Raw genomic sequence first — 19,664 nt, 5'->3', positions numbered from 1 at the left:
TTAAAATGGAGATTGATGTTGCGGGCTATCGACTTGCACGACTAAACGATCTTCTAAACGCACTGCCGTCAGTTTTCCACCCCACACACATCCAGTATCCAGACTGATCAGATTGTCGCGCAGCAGCAGTCCCAAGGTTGACCAATGCCCAAAGATCACTATGCAATCTTGCGTTTCGCGTGACTCTACATCGAACCAAGGTGTCAGATGTTCAGGCGCATTCGCTGCACCTTCTTTTAAATCAAAATCCATACTGCCATCGGCGTGGCAAAAGCGCATACGGGTTAAACCATTGATGATGCAGCGCAGACGTTCTGCACCTTCTAAGTCCTTGTTCCACTGCGTTGGTGTGTTGCCATACATCGTGTTGAGTATTGAGACATAGTCGTCACTGCGCAATTGGGTTTCAACTTCATGTGCAAATTGCAGAGTGGTGGACTTAGTCCAATTGGCGAACACGCCAGCGTGAACCAATAAATGCTGACCGATTTCTATGGCTAGTGGTCGATGACGCAACCAATCTAATAAATCGGCGCAGTCATCCGCTGCGAGTATTGCCTCTAGCGTGTCACTGCGATGCGAAGTTCGAATGTGATTGGCGACTGCTAGCAAATGTAAGTCGTGATTGCCCAATACGGTGTCGGCACGTGCACCCAGATTTTTTACCAGACGCAGCGTTTGTAAAGATTGAGGTCCGCGATTTACCAGATCACCGGCAAATAGTAATCGTGCCTGTGGATCGATGGCATCGATTTGAGCAATCAACTCGACTAATTGATCGTAGCAACCTTGGACGTCGCCGATAACAAAAGTGTTCTGCATATTGAATTTATTGTTCCGCGCCCACGCGTTTGGCTTCAGCACGACTGAGCAGTGCTTGCTGTTTTTCTTGTTCACGCATGCTGGCAGTTATCATAGTTGGCCAGCCTATTAAATGTTGCTCACTGATTTCTGCTAATGCGCGCAAGCCGTCAGGTGATTCATTTAGGCAGGGAATGTAGTTAAAAGTTTGGCCGCCAGCGGTTAAGAAGGCTTGTCGAACCTCCATCGCGATTTCTTCTAAGGTTTCTAAACAATCTGCCAAAAAGCCAGGGCAAACGACATCAATACGTTTGATGCCTTGCTTTGCTAATGCTTGTACAGTTGGTTCGGTATAAGGCTGCAACCATTCTGCTCGACCCAAACGCGATTGGAAAGTCACAACGTAGTCGTCCTTGCCCAAACCTAATTGTTCTGCGAGCAGGCGTGCCGTCTTATAGCATTCGCAATGATAAGGGTCGCCGCGCAATAAAAACGCTTTTGGCAAGCCATGAAAACTCATGACTAATTTTTCTGGCCGGCCATTTCTTTCCCATGCGTGCAAAATAGAATTTTTCAGCGCTTGTATATACGCTGGGTGATCATGGTAATGCTTGATAAAACGGAGCTCAGGTATATTTCGCGTTTGTTGATAGTGCTGTGTAATGGCGTCGAAGTTCGATGCCGTAGTGGTCGCAGAATATTGTGGATAGGCTGGCAAAATTAAGATGCGATCATAGCCCTCCGTTTTGAGTTGATTTAATACGTCAGGAATAGATGGGGAGCCATAACGCATTGCGTGCACAACATTGACTTCGTGCCCGCGTTCACCCAGATAGCCCTTCAGTAACAGTGCTTGCTTACGCGTATGAACCAGCAAAGGCGAGCCATCATTCGTCCAGATAGAAGCATATTTCTCAGCTGATTTCTTGGAGCGAAAAGGCAGAATGATCAGGTTTAAAATTAACCACCAGACTGCACGCGGAATTTCAACGACGCGTTGATCCCACAAAAATTGTTTGAGGTAACGTTTGACAGCACTAGCGGTTGGCGCATCAGGTGTACCAAGGTTAATTAAGACGACCGCTGTTTTTACTAATTTACCGTGTGAATAATCAGGTTCTTTGAGAAATGCCATGCTGTTCTTTCAGTCTTTAAATTTAGTAAGTGCGACTTCATAACTTCATGACTTCGCAACTTCATAACTTCATAGGGCAAGTAACTCACGCGCATGTTTGCGGGTGGTCGCCGTTATTTCTAAACCACCCAACATACGGGCGATTTCTTCCACGCGTTGCTTATTGTCGAGTGCGTTAATTTGTGAAAATGTCTGGTTGTTTTCTTGCGTCTTGCTGACTTCAAAATGTTGATTACCTTGACTCGCGACCTGCGGTAAATGGGTCACGCACAATACTTGGCGGTCTTGTCCCAAACGTTTAAGCAATCGTCCGACTACTTCGGCGACACCGCCGCCGATGCCACTATCGACTTCGTCAAAAATTAAAGTTGGGGTCGCCGTTGCACAGGAAGTAATGACAGAAATCGCTAAGGAAATTCGTGCTAATTCGCCACCTGATGCGACTTTGGCGAGTGGGCGTAATTGCACACCCGCATGGCCGGCGACCATGAATTCTATATTTTCTAACCCAGTTGAACTTGGTTCGCATGCGACTAAGTCAATTGCAAAACGTCCACCTGCCATACTTAGATCTTGCATCGCAGTACTTACCGCATTGCCCAAATCGCGAGCAATAGTCTGACGTTTTTCGCCGAGAGTATGTGCGTCTTTCAGATAGGCTTGCAGTGCCAGTTCTTCTTGTTTTTTGAGAGAATCTATGTCGGATGCGCCAGATAATTGTTCAAGTTGCTGCTGCAAATTTTCTAGCTCACTGATCAAGCCTTCTGGTTCTACATGAAAACGTCGCGCTGTGCTGTGCAGAGTTTCGACCCGCTGTTCCACCTGTCGTAACCGGGCTGGATCGAGTTCGACTCGACCTAAATAATCATTTAGGGCATAAGCACATTCTTGTAAATTAATTCGGGCGGATTCCAAAGACTCGATAATCGGTTTGAGTTTGCTATCAAATTCTTCTAATCTGCTCAATTTTTGCAAGAGCGCAGAGACTTGTGACAACACAGGATGGTCTGATTCGGAAATCGTATCCGCAGCCTCTTGCGCGCCTTCTAATAAGCTCGCGGCATGTGCTAAACGGCTGTGTTCTTGGGTAATTTCGTCCCATTCACCTTTTTTGAGTTGCAATTTGTCGAGTTCACCAACTTGCCATTCCAGGCGCTGACGTTCTTGCAAAATGTTTTTGGCATTCTGTTCAAATTCTTCTCTTTGTTTTGCCAGATTGCGCCAGTGCTTATATTTGCGACCAAGTTCGCTAGTCAGGGTTTGTAGACCACCTTGCATATCCAATAGATTTCTTTGCGCTTCACTTTTCAATAAAGATTGATGGGCGTGTTGGCCGTGGATGTCGACCAACAATTCACCCAACTCTCGGAGCTGTGCTGCGGTCGCGTTGATGCCATTGATGTAGGCTTTAGAACGTCCGGCATTATCGATGACCCGACGGATCAAAAGTTGATCATCTTCGGCGCTAAAGTCATGTTCCGCTAACCAATTCGTGGTCGCAAGATTGCAGGAAAATTCGGCGGAAATATCAGCTTTTTGCGCGCCTTCCCTGACCATGCTGGCATCACCACGCCCACCCAAAGTTAATGCGAGCGCATCAATCAAGATAGACTTACCTGCACCAGTTTCTCCGGTGAACACGGTAAAGCCAGCAGAAAATTCAAGTTCTATCGCATCAACGATAACAAAATCACGAATAGCAAGCGTACGCAGCATAGGTTTTGATCTATGTATAAATGAATTGAGATGAAATGAGGTGAAATGAGTTGAAGCGCGCTTGGCATAAATGCGCTCCAGCACAGGTTTGCGTATTTTACCTCAGGGAATTAAGCTGAGTACGACAAAATACTGTATTAATTCACAGGTCTTTGCGGGACAAAAGTCGGCGAAGGCACATTAATTGAGCGCGCCTTCTACCGATGGGTATTCATTCCAATGGAGTTTTTCACGCAAGGTATGGTAATAGTTCCAGTCCTCGGGATGTAAGAAAGTAATGTGATGGGTAGAGCGGCTAATGATAATTTTGTCTTTGTGATTGAGATTCGCAAAAGATTGCATATCAAAATTCACACTGGCATCGCGTCCCGCGACAATTTCAACACTGATGACACTGGTTTCGGGCAAGACGATCGGGCGGTTAGACAAAGCATGAGGGGCAATTGGCACCATCGCGATCCCACCCAAACTAGGATGTAATAAAGGGCCGCCAGCTGACAAAGCATAAGCAGTCGAGCCAGTGGGTGTTGAGACGATCAAGCCGTCCGAACGCTGGTTATACATGAAATGCTGATCGACTTCGACCCGCAATTCAATCATGCCCGAACCGGCACCGCGTGACAGTACGATGTCGTTAAACGCCACTCCGCTAAAAATTTGTTCGCCATCCCGAATTACGATGGCTTCTAACATGCAGCGCTGTTCGGCAATATGTCGACCATCCAAAATTTGCGTTACCGCAGGGATCATCTGGTCGCGCGGAATATCGGTGATAAAACCCAGTCTTCCTTGGTTAATGCCGATTAAGGGCACATCGTATGGCGCTAATTGACGGGCAATCCCCAGCATAGTGCCATCACCACCTAGCACAATCGCGACATCCGCAGTGCGGCCAATGTCTGTGACAGATAAGGCTGGAAAATGATTGAGTGCCAGATTCTGTGCTGAGTCCGTGTCGAATATCACGACATGCCCGGCAGCAGCTAAAGAATTTGCCAACTCAGTCAATGACTCACCCATGCCTAGGGCATTATATTTACCGATCAAAGCAATGGTTTTGGGTGATGTTGTCATAGGGCAGACGTTGGGGGTGAGTGAAGGCTTTAGATTACACTATTCTTAGGTAATTGGCGGTGTCTGCGAGATTAAAGTCCGCGCTTTGTTGTAGAGAAATGCAAGTAGGCATTTGTAAAACAAGCGGCACACACAAAGTATTCACAATAAGGCCTAACACCATACCGCGATTATTCTTGGTGTACGGTGACATTTTGCAGATCTAGAAAATAGAAAAATTCAGAATTTTTTCGATAACCTAAGGACTCATATAAAGCTTGTCCTTGGAAGTTGTCGCGTCCGGTTTCCAAGAATAGTCCTTTCGCTCCGGTCTCCATGGCAAACCGACGCGCTTGGTTCATCAATGCTCTGGCAACCCCGCCACGTCTGGCAGATTCACTGACAAACAAGTCGTTTAAAATCCATAGTCGTCGGGCAGATACTGACGAAAAACTCGGATAGAGCTGGACAAAACCTAATCCGTTTCCATGATTGTCGATCGCAAAAAAAATGACCGATTCCTCTCTTTGCAAGCGTTCATTGAGAAATTTGGTCGCCAAATTCAAGTCATCGTTTTGCTGATAAAACACACGATATGCATTAAAAAGTGGCGCGACAATGGCAAGCTCATTGACAGTGGCTCGTTGAATTGTGATGGTCATGCGAGATGCTCTCAGAAGTTGTGAAAATGGTGGTGTGTTGAAGCGGGCGGTGGGTTGAAGCGAGTACATAGTCTATAAAATCGTATAATCGAAACAATTTAATTGAATACCTCATTTAACACCGCATTTAACACTTTCGTTCATACTTTTTTATGCCTCATATTGCTATCGCTGGAGCCGGTATCGCCGGACTTGCATCCGCTATTTTACTCACACGTCAGGGACAGCAGGTAACTGTGTTTGAACAGGTCGCAGATCCGACGCCGGTTGGTGCAGGTTTATTGTTGCAACCAAGCGGGCAGATGATGTTACAAAACTTGGGATTGCTAGATCTGGTGCGCGATAAAGCGGCAATCGTGCATAGTTTAGAAGGTTATTCCGGCTCTTGGAAAACTTTGGATTTGCATTACAGTGCAGTACAACAAGAGTGGCATGGATTGGGCATACATCGTGCGCAATTGCATAGTATTTTGTGGAACTGTGCTTGTGAATCCGGCGTGAATATACAACTGGGAAATGGCATTGTCGATTTTGCGCAAGACCAGCAACAAGTTGTGGTCAAGCATCAACATGGAGAGTCCTTAGCGGATGGCTTGATTATTGCGAATGGCACTCGCTCGCAATTACGTGATCGTTTGGCGATTAAGCGAATTCATAAGCCTTACCCGTGGGGAGCTTATTGGGCAGTGTTAGATAGAGACGATTGGCCATTTCCTCATATCTTGATGCAGCGCTATCGTGGCGCGCATATCATGCTGGGAATCTTGCCAACCGGGATAAATCCATCGACCAATAAAACTTGTTACTCCCTGTTTTGGAGCCTGCCTAAATCCTCGTTTGCCGATTATCAAACTGCTGGCATGCCCGGATTAATAGAGCGCATACGTGCCGTCTGGCCAGAAGTGGCAGAGTGGTTGGCAAGTGCTTCATCTGACACATCAATTGCGATTGCCGAATATGCGGACGTCAGATTGGCGACGTATCATCAGCAAAATGTGGTCGTGCTCGGCGACGCTGCACATGCGATGAGTCCGCAACTAGGGCAGGGCGCGAACATGGCTTTGATCGACGCAACTATCTTGGCGCAATGTTTAATGCCGACTTCTGATTTTGATAAGCGCGATCATCTTGCTAGTGCCGCGGTGGACAACTCTTATTGTCCAAACATCGCTCAAGCATTCGCGCAATATTCGCATCGACGAAGCAAGCATATTGCTTATTATCAAATGGCCAGCCGTATCATGACACCTTTGTATCAATCCCGTTATTCCTTGGGATGGTTGCGAGATGTCGGTACTGTGGTAGGTCGCCATTTGCCAGCCGTGTATCGGCAATACATGCTGACCTTGTGTGGCGCAAAACAAGGGACTTGGGATTTGCGGGCTGAAATTGCCGATTTATAGTGTTTCTAACGCCTGTCGCTAAGCGGCTTAGGGTTTTCGTTTACACTAAATGCTTTATCGCTCGGAACACTTCGTCCCTATGAAAATCAAAGCATTAATATTTGACCTCGACGATACATTGTGGCCCGTCGTACCTGTGATCCAACATGCAGAAGCGACTTTGCATGACTGGATAACGACGCAGCTACCTTCAGTGACGGCGTCTTATTCAATTGCAGATTTGCGTGAGCGCCGACAAGCATTGGTATCGACTGATCCACGTTTTAGTTATGATCTGTGGGCATTGCGTCATACTTTGTTGCAGCAAGTTTTTGCTGAGCACGGCGCCGCGCCAGCTTTTGCTGATGAAGCAATGCAAGTGTTTGCCGAAGCACGTAATCGGGTGACTTTTTTCCCTGACGTAATACCCGTTCTTGATGTATTGAAAGATCAGTATATTTTAGGTTCGATTTCAAATGGATTTGCCGATATCAAGGCAATTGGCCTCGATCAGCATTTCTCTGTGTCGCTGGCTGCACATACGTTTGGATGCGCTAAGCCAGACTCAAAAATATTTCTGGCAATGCTTGATCACTTGAAATTGCCTGCTGCAGAGGTCATGTACATCGGCGATGATTTGCGTTTAGACGTCGGTGGTGCGCAGCAAGTTGGTATGGCAACTGCTTGGGTTAATCGGCGAGATGCCACGAATGCAGATTCGATGCCTTTGGAATTTAAGCCTGATTTCATTGTTAAAGACTTGCAAGAACTGTTGCGTCATCTTAAATAAGTCCCAAAGTGATTGTTGGGACGCGACAAAAACGATGCGTTTCTGCCTAAGCTAGCCTAAAATAAAACTATGCAACTCGATAATCGCGCCCAAACCTTATTAAAAGCCCTGGTAGAACGGTATATAGCCGACGGCCAGCCTGTTGGCTCACGTGAACTTTCTAAAATTTCTGGTCTGGAATTATCACCTGCGACGATCCGCAACGTGATGTCTGATCTGGAAGAGATGGGCTTCGTTACTAGCCCGCATACATCCTCGGGCAGAATTCCTACGCCACGCGGTTACCGCGTGTTTGTCGATCAATTATTGACGGTTCAAGAGTTAGATGAATCTGCTTTGGAGTCAGCCTTAGGTGTCAGACTGCAATCTTCGATTATTACGGGTTCGCCACAGAAAATTATTGCAAATGCGGCACAAGTGTTATCGTCATTGTCGCAATTTGCGGGTGTGGTAATGACTGCGCGTCAGGAGTCGATATTTAAGCAGGTCGAGTTCCTGCGTTTGTCCGAAAAACGCATACTGTTAGTGGTAGTTGCGCCGAATGATGAAGTGCATAACCGTTTATTGTTGACCGACGTTGATTACACGCCAACCCAATTGATACAGGCCGCCAATTATCTGAATCAGCATTTTGGCGGCCAAAGTTTCGATCAGGCTAGAATGAATATCAATCGGGAATTGCGGGAATTGCAAGGAGATATGAATCGCTTGATGCACGCTGCGCTGCAGGCGGGTGGTGAGGCGATGGAAGAGAATGTAGAAGATATGGTCATTTCTGGCGAACGTAATCTATTGAATGTGAGCGATTTGTCATCCAATATGAGTTCATTACGACGTCTGTTTGATTTGTTTGAGCAAAAGAGCGGTTTAATGCAATTATTGGACGTGTCGAGTAATGCATCGGGCGTCCGGATTTTTATTGGCGGCGAATCTCAACTAGTTCCTATGGAAGAAATGAGTGTGGTGACGGCGCCGTATGAAGTCAATGGCAAAATTGTCGGTACTCTGGGGGTGATAGGGCCTACTCGCATGGCTTATGAGAGAGTGATCCCAATTGTCGATATAACTGCCAAACTTTTGTCAAATGCTTTAAATCCTAATCCTTTGAATCATTAATGAAATCGTCAAAAGTAAGCTAAATAAACACTTATTTAAATATTTGAAAATATGTCAGACAATAAAGATATTTCAGTGTTAATTGTGGACGACAATGACATGACACGTGAGACTCTACGTGTAATTTTGCGTCACGATGGGTATAACGTTGTAGGCGAAGCGCATGATGGGGACAGTGCTTTGGAGGCTGCAACTCGATTAAAGCCGGATATTATTTTGTTGGATGTAGTGATGCCAAAAGTTAGCGGTATCGAGGCATTAAAAAGCATACGTATGATCATGCAGGATGTTTTTGTGCTAATGGTGACTGCGAATAAAGACCAGGATACGGTTTCCGAGGTAGTGAAAAGTGGCATTAGTGGTTATATTATCAAACCATTCAATGCTAAAAAGGTATTAGATACAGTGCAGGCAGTTGCGCTTAAAGTGCGGGCAAAACGTCAATAGAGGATTGGGGACTAGGCGGAGAAAGTGGCGTGTGATTTAGACTGCAGGCGAGGCAAGTTAAGTTGCGCTCGCCATATTTTTATGTAAGAGGTTTATTTCTTATTGGTGCAATTGACTTTAGTGCAATTTCCATACAATGCCAATGAATGTTCGGCAATCGCAAATCCACGTTCCTCTGCAATAGCGTGCTGGCGTTTTTCAATTTGATCGTCAAAAAATTCTTCCACTCGACCGCAATCCAGACACACCAAATGATCGTGGTGCGATCCTTCATTTAATTCGAAAATCGCTTTGCCGGTTTCAAAATGATTGCGATGCAGCAGCCCAGCTTGTTCAAATTGCGTTAAGACGCGATACACCGTCGCCAAGCCGACATCCATATTTTCAGTCAGTAAAATCTTGTACACATCTTCAGCAGTCAGATGACGGACGGTACTATTTTGGAAAATTTCTAAGATTTTCAGGCGAGGCAGGGTAGCTTTCAGTCCGCTAGCTTTCAGATCGGGCGTGTTATTTGTCATGTTTTCAGTCAAAAGAAGGCTAAGTGCTTTATGATATAGGGTTTTAGAGCTTGGTAAGAAATTTCTGTTATCTTATCTGAAGTTTCCCAGTTCGACATTCTTGCTTGAAAATTTGAGGTAGTTTATGCGATTCACTCCGTTTACAAAAATTCCTAAGCAATTGGCATTGCTCAGTGCAACATCTTTATTCGTATTGCTCTCTGGCTGCGCGACCCAGCAAGCCGTTGTGGCTGAAGCTGACGCGAATGCCGTTAAAGGCACGCAAATTGTCAAGCCAACTGGAGTTGATAAGTTATTTGGTTTTATTTCTCCGTACCGTATCTCGATTCAGCAAGGTAATTTTGTCTCACAGGAAATGGTGTCGCAGTTAAAAGAAGGTATGACGCGCGAGCAAGTTAGGTTTTTGTTGGGAACGGCTTTGTTGACAGATATGTTTCACGAAGATCGTTGGGATTATCCTTTCCGCATGATTAAACCGAATGGCGAAGTCATTTCTAGCCGTTTGGCGATTTTCTTCAAAGATAATACCGTCGCCAAATTTGAAGGTGGCAATTTACCTAACGAAAAAGAATATCTGGCGCATATTACAAACGCGGCAATTACATCGCGTAATGAAGGTTTGCCAGTCGAAACCCCTAAGAAAAAATAAGTTGAGTTAATTATGTCAGGTATGAAAATCGCTGTGGCCGGTGCATCTGGTCGCATGGGTAAAATGTTGATTGAAACTATCGTTGCTGCGGATGATGCAAGTCTCGCAGGTGCTTTGGATATTCCACAATCTGCCTTTTTGGGCACAGATGCGGGAATGTCGCTCGGTAAGCATACAGGTGTCAACATTGAATCTGAGTTCGCAACAGCTTTGGCTAATGCGGAATTTCTTATCGATTTTACCCGCCCTGAAGGCACGCTGGAGCATCTGAAATACTGCGCCGAACATGGCATCAAAATGATCATCGGCACGACCGGTTTTGACGATGCGGGCAAAGCGGCGATCGCTGAAGCTGCGAAAAAGACTGCCATCGTGTTCGCGCCAAATATGAGTGTTGGTGTCAACGTCACACTCAAATTGTTAGAAATGGCGGCGAAGAGTTTTTCCCATGGCTACGATATAGAAATCATCGAAGCTCACCACCGGCATAAAGTAGATGCGCCATCCGGTACTGCGCTCAAAATGGGTGAAGTCATAGCCGATACGCTGGGTCGTGATTTGAAAGAAGTTGGTGTGTTTGCACGCGAAGGCGTGACGGGTGAACGCGATCCATCATCGATAGGTTTTGCAACTATTCGCGGTGGCGACATCGTCGGCGATCATACCGTTTTATTTGCTGGGATTGGCGAACGCGTTGAAATAACGCACAAGTCGTCGAGTCGTGTGACCTATGCGCATGGTAGTTTGCGTGCTGCGCGTTTTTTGGTAGATAAAACGACTGGCTTGTACGATATGTACGATGTATTGGGATTGAATTAAGCCCTACCAAACTAAGCACAAACCAAATCAAAACTGCAGAAAACTGCGTTAAAGTTAAGCAAGAGAGTTATCGATGCCTATCACCTTGAGTCAATATTGGATGCAACTGGACGATTTAAGTCGCTCAGTGGCGGTATTTCTGATTTTGATGTCACTAGTAAGCTGGTTCACTATATTTGCTAAGTCTTGGTCTTTCTGGCGGATACGCCGCAGTACCTCTGCTTTGCACGCTTTTTGGAGTGCGCCTACGATAGAAGACGCGGTGACCGTGTTAGATGCACTTGACGTAGAGAGTATCTATACACCGATGGCAAAGCTAGGATTGGCAGCTGCTAATCCGCAAGCCAGAGCCAGATCCATTATGGCCAAAACTGATCTGAGCGACGTGATGACACGCGTTTTGCGCGAAGAATTAAATCGTGTAACAGTGCGTTTGGAGTCAGGTTTGACATTGCTAGCGTCAATCGGTGCTACTGCGCCATTCGTCGGTTTACTTGGCACAGTTTGGGGCATTTATCATGCTCTGACTGCGGTTGCAGGATCAACGGCAATTCAAATAGATTTGGTAGCTGGCCCTGTTGGCGAAGCTCTGGTCATGACCGGACTGGGATTGATCGTTGCGATCCCCGCCGTATTGGCGTACAACGCTTTCAATCGTATCAATCGCATTACTTTTGCCGAGTTAGATGGGTTTGCATTTGATTTGCACGCTCATTTGACGAAGGTGAACTGAGTATCTTGCTATGGGGTTTGGTCAATTCAAAAGCTTAGGTGGACGTTCTGGTAAACCTATGACGTCGATGTCCGACATTAATGTGACGCCTATGGTTGACGTGATGTTGGTGTTGCTGGTGATTTTTATTCTCGCGGCGCCGCTATTGAATCACGCGATTCGCCTTGATTTGCCGCAAGCACAAACGCAAGCTTTACCTCAAGATGCAAAAACTATCACACTGTCTTTTGATGGTAATGGTAAGTTATTTTGGGATACTGAATTGACTACGATAGATGATATCGAGCAGCGCCTGGCTTTGAGCGCAAAACAAAAGCCGCAGCCAGAAATTTTGCTGCGAGCAGATAAATCAACGCGATTCGAATTAATCGCGGAAGTGATGGCAGCAGCGCAATCCCAGGGATTGACCAAGATAGGTTTTGCCACAGAACCGAAAACATCTACAGCATCCGCAAAATCATCTGCGAAATTACTTGCAAATACCCCTAAAAAGTAAGCGAAAGCTGGCTTTTTCTCCTCTTGCTCCCTCAAATAACAGTGCTTTAGCCTTATAATCTAAGGTTCTAGTAAGTATCGCATTTCCTCAAAATTTAATTTATTTCTTCAATAGAATCGTCATGCAAGAAAAATACAGCCCAGCAGAAGTTGAACAAGCCGCCCAGCAGCATTGGACCGAGTCAAATGCGTTTAAAACGGTAGAAAACGATCCACGTTTCCCAAAAGGTAAATACTACGCCTGTTCTATGTTGCCTTACCCATCTGGTAAGTTGCATATGGGTCACGTGCGTAACTACACCATCAACGACATGCTGGCGCGTCAATTACGCATGAAGGGTTATAACGTCTTGATGCCTATGGGCTGGGATGCGTTTGGTTTGCCTGCAGAAAATGCAGCGATTGCCTACAAAAAATCACCGGCTGAATGGACTTACGCGAATATCGAAGACATGAAATCACAAATGCAGCCTTTGGGCTTGGCATTTGACTGGTCACGCGAAGTCGCGACTTGTGATCCAGATTACTATCGTTGGAATCAGTGGTTGTTTTTGAAGATGCTGGAAAAAGGCGTCGCCTACAAAAAAACGCAAGTCGTGAACTGGGATCCGGTTGATCAAACTGTATTGGCGAACGAGCAAGTGATTGATGGTAAAGGCTGGCGTTCAGGCGCCGTGGTAGAGAAACGCGAAATTCCAGGCTATTACTTCGGTATCACGCAATATGCAGAAGAGCTTTTGTCCAGCATCGATCAACTCGATGGCTGGCCAGATCAGGTGCGCACTATGCAGCGCAACTGGATCGGTAAGAGCGAAGGCGTGCGTTTCGCCTTCAGTCATGAGATCAAAGATGATTCTGGCGCACTGGTGCAAGACGGTAAGATGTATGTGTTCACGACCCGTCCTGACACGATTATGGGCGTCACTTTCTGCGCAGTCGCGGCAGAACATCCACTCGCCACAGTCGCTGCAAAAAATAACACTAAATTAGCCGCGTTCATTGAAGAATGCAAAGCCGGTGGCACCACCGAAGCTGAAATGGCGACCAAAGAAAAAGAAGGTTTGCCTACAGGTTTATTCGTCACCCATCCATTGACCGGCGAACAAGTTGAAGTCTGGGTTGGTAATTATGTTTTGATGACCTATGGCGACGGCGCAGTGATGGGCGTGCCAGCGCATGATGAACGTGATTTTGCGTTTGCGAAAAAGTATGACATCGCGATCAAACAAGTCGTTGCTGTCGAAGGTGAAACATTCACGACTGACGCTTGGGCGGAATGGTATGGCGACAAACAAAAATGCGTGACGGTAAATTCCGGCAAGTACGATGGCTTGAGCTACAAAGCAGCAGTTGATGCTGTTGCCGCTGACCTCGTCGCTAAAGGCGTAGGCGAAAAGAAAACCACCTGGCGTTTGCGTGATTGGGGTATTTCTCGTCAACGTTATTGGGGCACACCTATCCCTATCATTCATTGCGATGATTGCGGTGACGTGCCTGTACCTTATGAAGATTTGCCGGTGGTATTGCCTACCGAATGCATCCCTGACGGTTCTGGCAATCCTTTGAAAACGCATGCCGCTTTCTTGAACGTGCCTTGCCCGAAATGCGGCAAGCCAGCGCACCGCGAAACCGACACGATGGATACCTTCGTGGATTCCAGCTGGTACTTCATGCGTTATACCTGTCCAGATGCAACAACGATGGTCGATGAGCGCAATGACTATTGGATGGCGATGGATCAATACATCGGCGGTGTGGAACATGCGGTTTTGCATTTGCTGTATGCACGTTTCTGGACTAAAGCCATGCGCGATATGGGCTTGGTGAAAATTGATGAACCATTTAAAAACTTGTTCACGCAAGGTATGTTGCTCAACGAGTCTTACTATCGCGAAGAAGCAAGTGGTAAAAAGATTTGGTTCTATCCAAATGAAGTTGAAGTGCAACATGACGAAAAAGGCCGTCCGATTTCTGCCAGTTTGAAGAGCGATGGTCAGCCTGTGCAAATGGGTGGCGTCGAGAAGATGTCTAAGTCCAAAAATAACGTGGTGGAACCAAAAGACATTATCAGCCAGTTTGGTGCAGATACGGCACGTCTGTTCACGATGTTCGCAGGTCCGCCAGATCAAAGTGCTGCGTGGAGCAGTAGTGGTGTGGAAGGTGCATCACGTTACTTGCGCCGTTTGTGGGCAACAGCTTTGAAATTTTCCCCAAGCATTGCAGCAGGTGTAACTCCAGCAGCGAATTATGCGGCGGATGTGAAAGCATTGCGCTTTGAGGTACACAGCACGCTGAAACAAATCGATAGCGATTACGACCGTTTGCAGTACAACACGGTCGTATCTGGTGCGATGAAATTATTGAACACCATTGAATCGTTCAAATCTGAAGCAGAAGGTTCTGCCGCTGCAGTACGCGAAGCCTTCGGTATTTTGTTACGTGGCTTGTATCCAGTCTGCCCGCATATTACGCATGCTTTGTGGAATGAACTTGGCTACGTACAAGACTTGGGCGGCATCATCGATGCACCGTGGCCACAAGTTGATGCGGCTGCCTTGGTGCAAGATGAAATCGAATTGATGGTACAAGTGAACGGCAAATTGCGCGGTAGTATCAAGGTGGCGAAAGATGCCGACAAAGCGACTATCGAAGCGGCTGCGGTGGCGAATGAAAGCGCTGCACGTTTTATTGAAGGTGCGCCGAAGAAGATTATTGTTGTGCCGGGTAAGTTGGTGAATATTGTTGTTTGAGTTTGAGTTTGAGATTCAACTGCATTGCCGCAGAGTACGCAGAGACATTGTAAGTCTAATCCCCTCTCCCGCAAGCGGGAGAGGGCTAGGGGCGAAGCAGGGGTTTCGATCAGCATGCTGATCGCCTGCGTAGCGATACTCGCGTGATAGCGAGTATGCGCCCTGCAAGGGAGGGTGGTTCAGGAACGATGGAATTATTCAGAGGCGAAAAACAGTGTGGAATACCGCCTGTCGCCTTCAGTAATTTTATCCAAAACTGACCCCCCCTCATCCCCGACCCTTCTCCCGCTTGCGGGAGAAGGGAGTTTGAAATTCCTGTTGTAGAAAGAGTGAAAGCCTCCATGAGCATAAATCGTTTTCTGAAAATTGTTACTTATCTCGTTCTCGCAACGAGCATCAGTGCTTGCGGTTTTGCTCTGCGCGGCGCAGTCGTGTTTCCATTTCAAAGTATTTACGTAGGCCTGCCAGAAAGCTCAGCTTTAGGAGGTGAGCTCAAACGCAATCTGCGCGCTAACGGAAAAACCGAAGTGACGGCACAAGCCACCAATGCAGAAGTGATTTTGGATGTACTCGGCGAAACGCGCGACAAAGTGATTTTGTCCTTGAACAGCCAAGGTCGTGTCCGTGAATTTAATTTGATTTACAATTTAAAATTCCGTTTGCGCGACAAAGCCGGACGTGAAGTCTTAGAACCTACGACAATCAGTTTGAAACGTAATCTCAGCTTTAAAGAAAACGAAGTCTTAGCGAAAGAAGCGGAAGAAGCTTTGCTCTATCGCGATATGCAATCCGAATTGGTGCAGCAAATTATGCGTCGCCTAGCCGTCGTTAAGATGGATGCGCCAGCTAAATCAGATTAAGGCCAATCAGAAATGCAATTACGCTACGACGCTATTGATGCTCATCTCGCCAAAGGCTTGGCGGCGATCTATGTCATCTCTAGCGACGAGCATTTGCTAGTGCAAGAGACTGCTGACAAGATACGCAAAATCACCAAGGCGCAGGGTTTTTTAGAACGTGAGATTCTCACAGTTGAACGCTATTTTAAATGGGGCGAACTACTGGCAGCGAATCAATCACAATCCCTATTCGGCGATAAAAAACTGATAGACCTGCGCATCCCAACGGGTAAGCCAGGCAAAGACGGCGGCGCGGCTTTACAAGAATATGTACGTGATCTGTCGCCTGATAACATCACTTTAATTACCTTACCCAAACTCGATTGGGCAACGCAAAAAGCGGCCTGGGTCACGATGCTGCAACAAGCGGCGGTGTATATCGACATCCCGCTGATCGAGCGCCTTGCTTTACCGAATTGGATAGGACAACGGCTGGCAGCACAAGGACAAAGCGCCGATCGTCAAAGTCTGGAATTTATCGCGGATCGTGTCGAAGGTAATTTACTGGCTGCACATCAAGAAATACAAAAATTAGGATTACTGCATCCACAAGGCAAGCTCAGTTTTGAAGTGATCCATGATGCGGTCTTAAATGTCGCTCGTTACGATGTCTTCAAATTAAATGAAGCAATGTTGGTTGGCGATGTGGCACGCCTAGTCAGAATGTTAGATGGACTCAAAGGCGAGGGCGAAGCCCTGCCTTTAGTCTTGTGGGCGATGGCAGAAGAGCTGCGCACACTACTCAAATTAAAATCCGGCGTCGCACAAGGGCGCCCATTAGGGGCACTCTTAAAAGAGTACCGTATCTGGGGGCCAAGAGAAAAACTCATGGAGCCAGCACTACGTCGCGTCAGTTTAGCGACCTTGCAAGCAGCACTACAAGACGCTGCGCAAATCGACAAAATGGTCAAAGGTTTACGCGCACCGAAGTTCGCCGGAGATGCCTGGGATGCGCTTTTACATTTAGGCTTGCGTGTAGCGAAGGCATAAGGTTTTCAAAAGAAACGCTTAGCCGCAGAGGCGCAGAGATCGCAGTGATTTTGTAGGGTGCGCCATGCGCACCAAAACGCTGAAAAATCTCTACACTTCTTCGTCACCATTATGCAAAAAAACGGTGCGCACGGCGCACCCTACGTAAAATAGATTACGCAAAACAGATTTCAAAGTGAATAAAAAATGAATACGGTAACTGATGCGGATAGCATCCAACATTACATGCAAACGCTAGGTCAAAAAGCGCGCCAAGCATCGCGCGCCATGGCGAAAGCAGACACTGCCACCAAGAATCAAGCCTTACTGGCAATTGCAACAGCGATACGTCGTGAAGCACCAGCTCTGCGTGCAGCAAATGAACTAGACTTGGCTGCCGCCAAAGCTGCAGGTATGGAAGCGGCGATGCTAGATCGCCTGGCACTTAGCGATAAAGCGATTGCTACGATGGCTGAAGGCTTAGAGCAAATTGCGCGTTTGCCAGATCCAATTGGTGAAATCTCGAACATGAAATATCGCCCATCCGGCATACAAGTGGGACAAATGCGTGTACCACTCGGAGTGATTGGCATCATCTATGAAGCACGTCCTAACGTGACTGTCGATGCTGCTGGATTGTGTATTAAGAGCGGTAATGCAACCATCTTGCGTGGCGGTTCCGAAGCGATTAACTGCAATCGTGCTCTAGCCAATTTAGTTAAAGAAGGTTTGCGCACAGCCGGTTTGCCGGAGCAAGCGGTGCAAGTCGTCGACACTACAGATCGTGCAGCGGTGGGGGCACTGATTACCATGCCCGAATACGTCGATGTGATCGTGCCACGCGGTGGCAAGGGTTTGATTGAACGCCTGATGCGTGAGGCGACAGTACCGATGATCAAGCATCTGGATGGTATTTGTCACGTCTACATTGATGATAAAGCGGATATTCAAAAAGCCGTTAATATAGGATTCAATGCAAAATGCCATCGCTACGGTACTTGCAATACGATGGAAACTTTACTGGTGGCAGAGGGTATCGCCGCACAGGTATTGCCATTGTTGGCCGAGCGCTATTTAACTGAACAGGTCGAATTGCGTTGCGATGAAAAAGCTGCACAAATTTTGCATGCTTATCCGCATTTAGCGACTGCACAAGCGGCAGATTGGTCCACCGAATATTTGGCACCGATCTTGTCCGTCAAAGTTGTCGCAGATATGACGGCGGCAATCGAGCATATTAATCATTATTCATCCAAACACACGGAATCCATCATTACTGAAGACTACAGTCGCGCCATGGCATTTTTGCGCGAAGTCGACTCAGCGTCGGTTATGGTGAATGCTTCAACCCGCTTTGCCGATGGTTTTGAATACGGGCTCGGCGCAGAGATTGGTATTTCTAATGATAAACTGCACGCACGTGGGCCGGTTGGTCTGGAAGGTTTAACCTCGTTGAAGTATGTCGTGTTTGGTCATGGTGAAGTTCGCAAGTAAGTAAGACAAGCAAATAAGATACAACAATTAGAAAGTCCCCTATGCTATACGTGAAAGCATTTCACATTGTGTTCATCGCCTCTTGGTTTGCAGGCTTATTTTATTTACCAAGAATATTCGTGAATTTGGCGATGGAGACAGAGCCATCCACCACAGAGCGCTTATTAATGATGGCACGTAAACTCTATCGATTTATGAGTTTGTTAATGATCCCAGCTTTGATTTTGGGGCTATGGCTGTGGTTGGGCTACGGTATCGGAAAAGGACCAGGCAACGGCTGGATGCATGCGAAGTTAGCCATCGTCGTTTTGCTGATTGGCTATCACCACGCTTGCGGTAGTATTCTGAAAAAATTTGAAAATGGTCAGAACAAACGCAGCCATAAATGGTTCCGTTTCTTTAATGAAGTGCCCGTGTTGATGATGATTGTTGCGGTGATTTTGGTGGTGGTTAAACCATTTTAAGCCGTTTTAAAAATCGTGGTTTGAAAGTAGGGCGGGCGTAAGCCGCCAACGATGGTAAGTGGATGCATTGATTGACTAATCTGTGGAGTATCTTGCATGAGCAAAGTTTGTGATTACTATTTCGCCCCACATTCACCTTGGTCTTATTTAGGACATCAACGCTTCATCGACATCGCAACAAAACATAAAGTTAAAGTAGCGATAAAACCCTGTGATCTCAGTAGGGTTTTTGCTGCATCAGGTGGTTTGCCATTAGCCAAACGTGCACCACAAAGACAAGCATATCGCTTGATTGAGCTGCAACGCTGGAGTGATTTTTTGCAAGTGCCACTGCATGTGCAACCGCAGTTTTTTCCGGTAACGCCTGATCCAGCAGCGCGTTTGATTATTGCCGCCCAAATCGCGCATGGCAATGAAGTCGCATTGACTTTATCGACTGCGATCATGCGAGCTATGTGGTCAGAACAAAAAAATATCGCGGATGAAGCGACTCTGATTGGCTTGGCTTGCGATGCCGATTTAGATGGGAAGCAATTAGTAAAATCGGCGGAGACTTCAGCCGTTCAAGCCGACTACGATCGCAATACGAATGACGCGATTGCCGCCAATGTCTTCGGCGCCCCTTGGTATGTGTATAAGGATGAAGGTTTTTGGGGACAGGATAGACTAGATTTTTTAGAGCGTGAATTTGCTAGATAGATTGAAAGGTATTAGCTGCAGAAGCGCAGCGTACATAGAGCACTTGTAGGGTGCGCCATGCGCACCAGAT

General features: G+C 46.7%; 20 protein-coding genes. 14 read left to right on the top strand and 6 right to left on the bottom strand.

Going from position 1 to position 19,664, the window contains the following annotated elements:
- The 5 genes from H8K55_RS18940 to H8K55_RS18920 all read right to left on the bottom strand — a co-directional run bounded on the left by H8K55_RS18940 (window position 1) and on the right by H8K55_RS18920 (window position 5,367).
- Window positions 1-822, bottom strand: coding sequence for a symmetrical bis(5'-nucleosyl)-tetraphosphatase (locus H8K55_RS18940; RefSeq protein ID WP_186943635.1), 822 nt, complete (start codon window positions 820-822; stop codon window positions 1-3).
- A gap of 7 nt (window positions 823-829) precedes the next feature.
- On the bottom strand, window positions 830-1,936 hold the full coding sequence (hemH, locus tag H8K55_RS18935) for a ferrochelatase (protein WP_186943634.1): 1,107 nt from the start codon (window positions 1,934-1,936) through the stop codon (window positions 830-832).
- A 69-nt stretch (window positions 1,937-2,005) separates the two neighbouring features.
- Window positions 2,006-3,652, bottom strand: a complete 1,647-nt coding sequence (gene recN, locus H8K55_RS18930) for a DNA repair protein RecN (protein ID WP_186943633.1) — start codon at window positions 3,650-3,652, stop codon at window positions 2,006-2,008.
- Between the two features lie 180 nt (window positions 3,653-3,832).
- Window positions 3,833-4,726, bottom strand: coding sequence for an NAD kinase (locus H8K55_RS18925; protein ID WP_186943632.1), 894 nt, complete (start codon window positions 4,724-4,726; stop codon window positions 3,833-3,835).
- Window positions 4,727-4,896: 170 nt separating this feature from the next.
- The gene (locus tag H8K55_RS18920) at window positions 4,897-5,367 is read right to left on the bottom strand and encodes a GNAT family N-acetyltransferase (RefSeq protein WP_186943631.1); all 471 of its coding nucleotides are present in this window, start codon (window positions 5,365-5,367) and stop codon (window positions 4,897-4,899) included.
- 152 nt (window positions 5,368-5,519) lie between these two features.
- Here H8K55_RS18920 and H8K55_RS18915 point away from each other — a divergent pair, with 152 nt between their 5' ends.
- From H8K55_RS18915 to H8K55_RS18900, 4 genes are all read left to right on the top strand, one after another.
- Complete coding sequence (locus H8K55_RS18915) at window positions 5,520-6,770, top strand: FAD-dependent oxidoreductase (RefSeq protein ID WP_186943630.1); 1,251 nt, start codon at window positions 5,520-5,522, stop codon at window positions 6,768-6,770.
- Between the two features lie 79 nt (window positions 6,771-6,849).
- Window positions 6,850-7,539, top strand: coding sequence for an HAD family hydrolase (locus H8K55_RS18910; RefSeq protein WP_230408713.1), 690 nt, complete (start codon window positions 6,850-6,852; stop codon window positions 7,537-7,539).
- Window positions 7,540-7,608: 69 nt separating this feature from the next.
- Complete coding sequence (hrcA, locus tag H8K55_RS18905) at window positions 7,609-8,655, top strand: heat-inducible transcriptional repressor HrcA (RefSeq protein ID WP_186943628.1); 1,047 nt, start codon at window positions 7,609-7,611, stop codon at window positions 8,653-8,655.
- A 51-nt stretch (window positions 8,656-8,706) separates the two neighbouring features.
- Entirely contained in the window at window positions 8,707-9,102 is a 396-nt protein-coding gene (locus H8K55_RS18900; protein WP_186943627.1) for a response regulator, read from the top strand.
- A gap of 92 nt (window positions 9,103-9,194) precedes the next feature.
- Here the strand turns inward: H8K55_RS18900 and fur are convergent, their stop codons facing one another.
- Window positions 9,195-9,623, bottom strand: a complete 429-nt coding sequence (gene fur / locus H8K55_RS18895) for a ferric iron uptake transcriptional regulator (RefSeq protein WP_186943626.1) — start codon at window positions 9,621-9,623, stop codon at window positions 9,195-9,197.
- 124 nt (window positions 9,624-9,747) lie between these two features.
- On the opposite strand from fur, the gene H8K55_RS18890 reads away from it, so the two are divergent.
- The 10 genes from H8K55_RS18890 (at window position 9,748) to H8K55_RS18845 (ending at window position 19,594) form a co-directional block, all read left to right on the top strand.
- The gene (locus H8K55_RS18890) at window positions 9,748-10,272 is read left to right on the top strand and encodes an outer membrane protein assembly factor BamE (RefSeq protein WP_186943625.1); all 525 of its coding nucleotides are present in this window, start codon (window positions 9,748-9,750) and stop codon (window positions 10,270-10,272) included.
- A gap of 12 nt (window positions 10,273-10,284) precedes the next feature.
- Complete coding sequence (dapB, locus tag H8K55_RS18885) at window positions 10,285-11,091, top strand: 4-hydroxy-tetrahydrodipicolinate reductase (RefSeq protein ID WP_186943624.1); 807 nt, start codon at window positions 10,285-10,287, stop codon at window positions 11,089-11,091.
- Between the two features lie 73 nt (window positions 11,092-11,164).
- A complete protein-coding gene (locus H8K55_RS18880) occupies window positions 11,165-11,824 on the top strand; it encodes a MotA/TolQ/ExbB proton channel family protein (RefSeq protein WP_186943623.1) in 660 nt (219 codons plus the stop codon).
- 10 nt (window positions 11,825-11,834) lie between these two features.
- Complete coding sequence (locus H8K55_RS18875; protein ID WP_230408712.1) at window positions 11,835-12,320, top strand: ExbD/TolR family protein; 486 nt, start codon at window positions 11,835-11,837, stop codon at window positions 12,318-12,320.
- Between the two features lie 121 nt (window positions 12,321-12,441).
- The gene (gene leuS / locus H8K55_RS18870) at window positions 12,442-15,069 is read left to right on the top strand and encodes a leucine--tRNA ligase (RefSeq protein ID WP_186943622.1); all 2,628 of its coding nucleotides are present in this window, start codon (window positions 12,442-12,444) and stop codon (window positions 15,067-15,069) included.
- A 341-nt stretch (window positions 15,070-15,410) separates the two neighbouring features.
- Window positions 15,411-15,929 (top strand): LPS-assembly lipoprotein LptE, encoded by a 519-nt coding sequence (locus tag H8K55_RS18865; protein WP_186943621.1) that lies wholly within the window; start codon window positions 15,411-15,413, stop codon window positions 15,927-15,929.
- A gap of 12 nt (window positions 15,930-15,941) precedes the next feature.
- Entirely contained in the window at window positions 15,942-16,958 is a 1,017-nt protein-coding gene (gene holA / locus H8K55_RS18860; RefSeq protein ID WP_186943620.1) for a DNA polymerase III subunit delta, read from the top strand.
- Between the two features lie 186 nt (window positions 16,959-17,144).
- Window positions 17,145-18,431 (top strand): glutamate-5-semialdehyde dehydrogenase, encoded by a 1,287-nt coding sequence (locus tag H8K55_RS18855; protein WP_186943619.1) that lies wholly within the window; start codon window positions 17,145-17,147, stop codon window positions 18,429-18,431.
- Window positions 18,432-18,472: 41 nt separating this feature from the next.
- Window positions 18,473-18,895 carry a CopD family protein gene (locus H8K55_RS18850; protein ID WP_186943618.1) on the top strand — a complete coding sequence of 141 codons (423 nt, stop codon included), beginning with the start codon at window positions 18,473-18,475 and terminating at the stop codon, window positions 18,893-18,895.
- 96 nt (window positions 18,896-18,991) lie between these two features.
- Entirely contained in the window at window positions 18,992-19,594 is a 603-nt protein-coding gene (locus H8K55_RS18845) for a 2-hydroxychromene-2-carboxylate isomerase (RefSeq protein WP_186943617.1), read from the top strand.
- Window positions 19,595-19,664 lie beyond the last annotated feature (70 nt).

Origin of the sequence: Affinundibacterium flavidum, assembly GCF_014284175.1 — a bacterium.
Classification (GTDB): domain Bacteria; phylum Pseudomonadota; class Gammaproteobacteria; order Burkholderiales; family Burkholderiaceae_D; genus Undibacterium; species Undibacterium flavidum.
This window is presented reverse-complemented; position numbering and strand designations above follow the sequence as displayed.

Coding starts and splice junctions, on each gene's coding strand:
- H8K55_RS18845 (WP_186943617.1), top strand. CDS start 18,992: ATGAGCAAAGTTTGTGATTACTATTTCGCCCCACATTCACCTTGGTCT.
- holA (WP_186943620.1), top strand. CDS start 15,942: ATGCAATTACGCTACGACGCTATTGATGCTCATCTCGCCAAAGGCTTG.
- H8K55_RS18910 (WP_230408713.1), top strand. CDS start 6,850: ATGAAAATCAAAGCATTAATATTTGACCTCGACGATACATTGTGGCCC.
- H8K55_RS18915 (WP_186943630.1), top strand. CDS start 5,520: ATGCCTCATATTGCTATCGCTGGAGCCGGTATCGCCGGACTTGCATCC.
- H8K55_RS18855 (WP_186943619.1), top strand. CDS start 17,145: ATGAATACGGTAACTGATGCGGATAGCATCCAACATTACATGCAAACG.
- H8K55_RS18880 (WP_186943623.1), top strand. CDS start 11,165: ATGCCTATCACCTTGAGTCAATATTGGATGCAACTGGACGATTTAAGT.
- H8K55_RS18920 (WP_186943631.1), bottom strand. CDS start 5,367: ATGACCATCACAATTCAACGAGCCACTGTCAATGAGCTTGCCATTGTC.
- recN (WP_186943633.1), bottom strand. CDS start 3,652: ATGCTGCGTACGCTTGCTATTCGTGATTTTGTTATCGTTGATGCGATA.
- H8K55_RS18850 (WP_186943618.1), top strand. CDS start 18,473: ATGCTATACGTGAAAGCATTTCACATTGTGTTCATCGCCTCTTGGTTT.
- H8K55_RS18900 (WP_186943627.1), top strand. CDS start 8,707: ATGTCAGACAATAAAGATATTTCAGTGTTAATTGTGGACGACAATGAC.
- H8K55_RS18890 (WP_186943625.1), top strand. CDS start 9,748: ATGCGATTCACTCCGTTTACAAAAATTCCTAAGCAATTGGCATTGCTC.
- H8K55_RS18865 (WP_186943621.1), top strand. CDS start 15,411: ATGAGCATAAATCGTTTTCTGAAAATTGTTACTTATCTCGTTCTCGCA.
- fur (WP_186943626.1), bottom strand. CDS start 9,623: ATGACAAATAACACGCCCGATCTGAAAGCTAGCGGACTGAAAGCTACC.
- H8K55_RS18925 (WP_186943632.1), bottom strand. CDS start 4,726: ATGACAACATCACCCAAAACCATTGCTTTGATCGGTAAATATAATGCC.
- H8K55_RS18940 (WP_186943635.1), bottom strand. CDS start 822: ATGCAGAACACTTTTGTTATCGGCGACGTCCAAGGTTGCTACGATCAA.
- hrcA (WP_186943628.1), top strand. CDS start 7,609: ATGCAACTCGATAATCGCGCCCAAACCTTATTAAAAGCCCTGGTAGAA.
- dapB (WP_186943624.1), top strand. CDS start 10,285: ATGTCAGGTATGAAAATCGCTGTGGCCGGTGCATCTGGTCGCATGGGT.
- hemH (WP_186943634.1), bottom strand. CDS start 1,936: ATGGCATTTCTCAAAGAACCTGATTATTCACACGGTAAATTAGTAAAA.
- leuS (WP_186943622.1), top strand. CDS start 12,442: ATGCAAGAAAAATACAGCCCAGCAGAAGTTGAACAAGCCGCCCAGCAG.
- H8K55_RS18875 (WP_230408712.1), top strand. CDS start 11,835: ATGGGGTTTGGTCAATTCAAAAGCTTAGGTGGACGTTCTGGTAAACCT.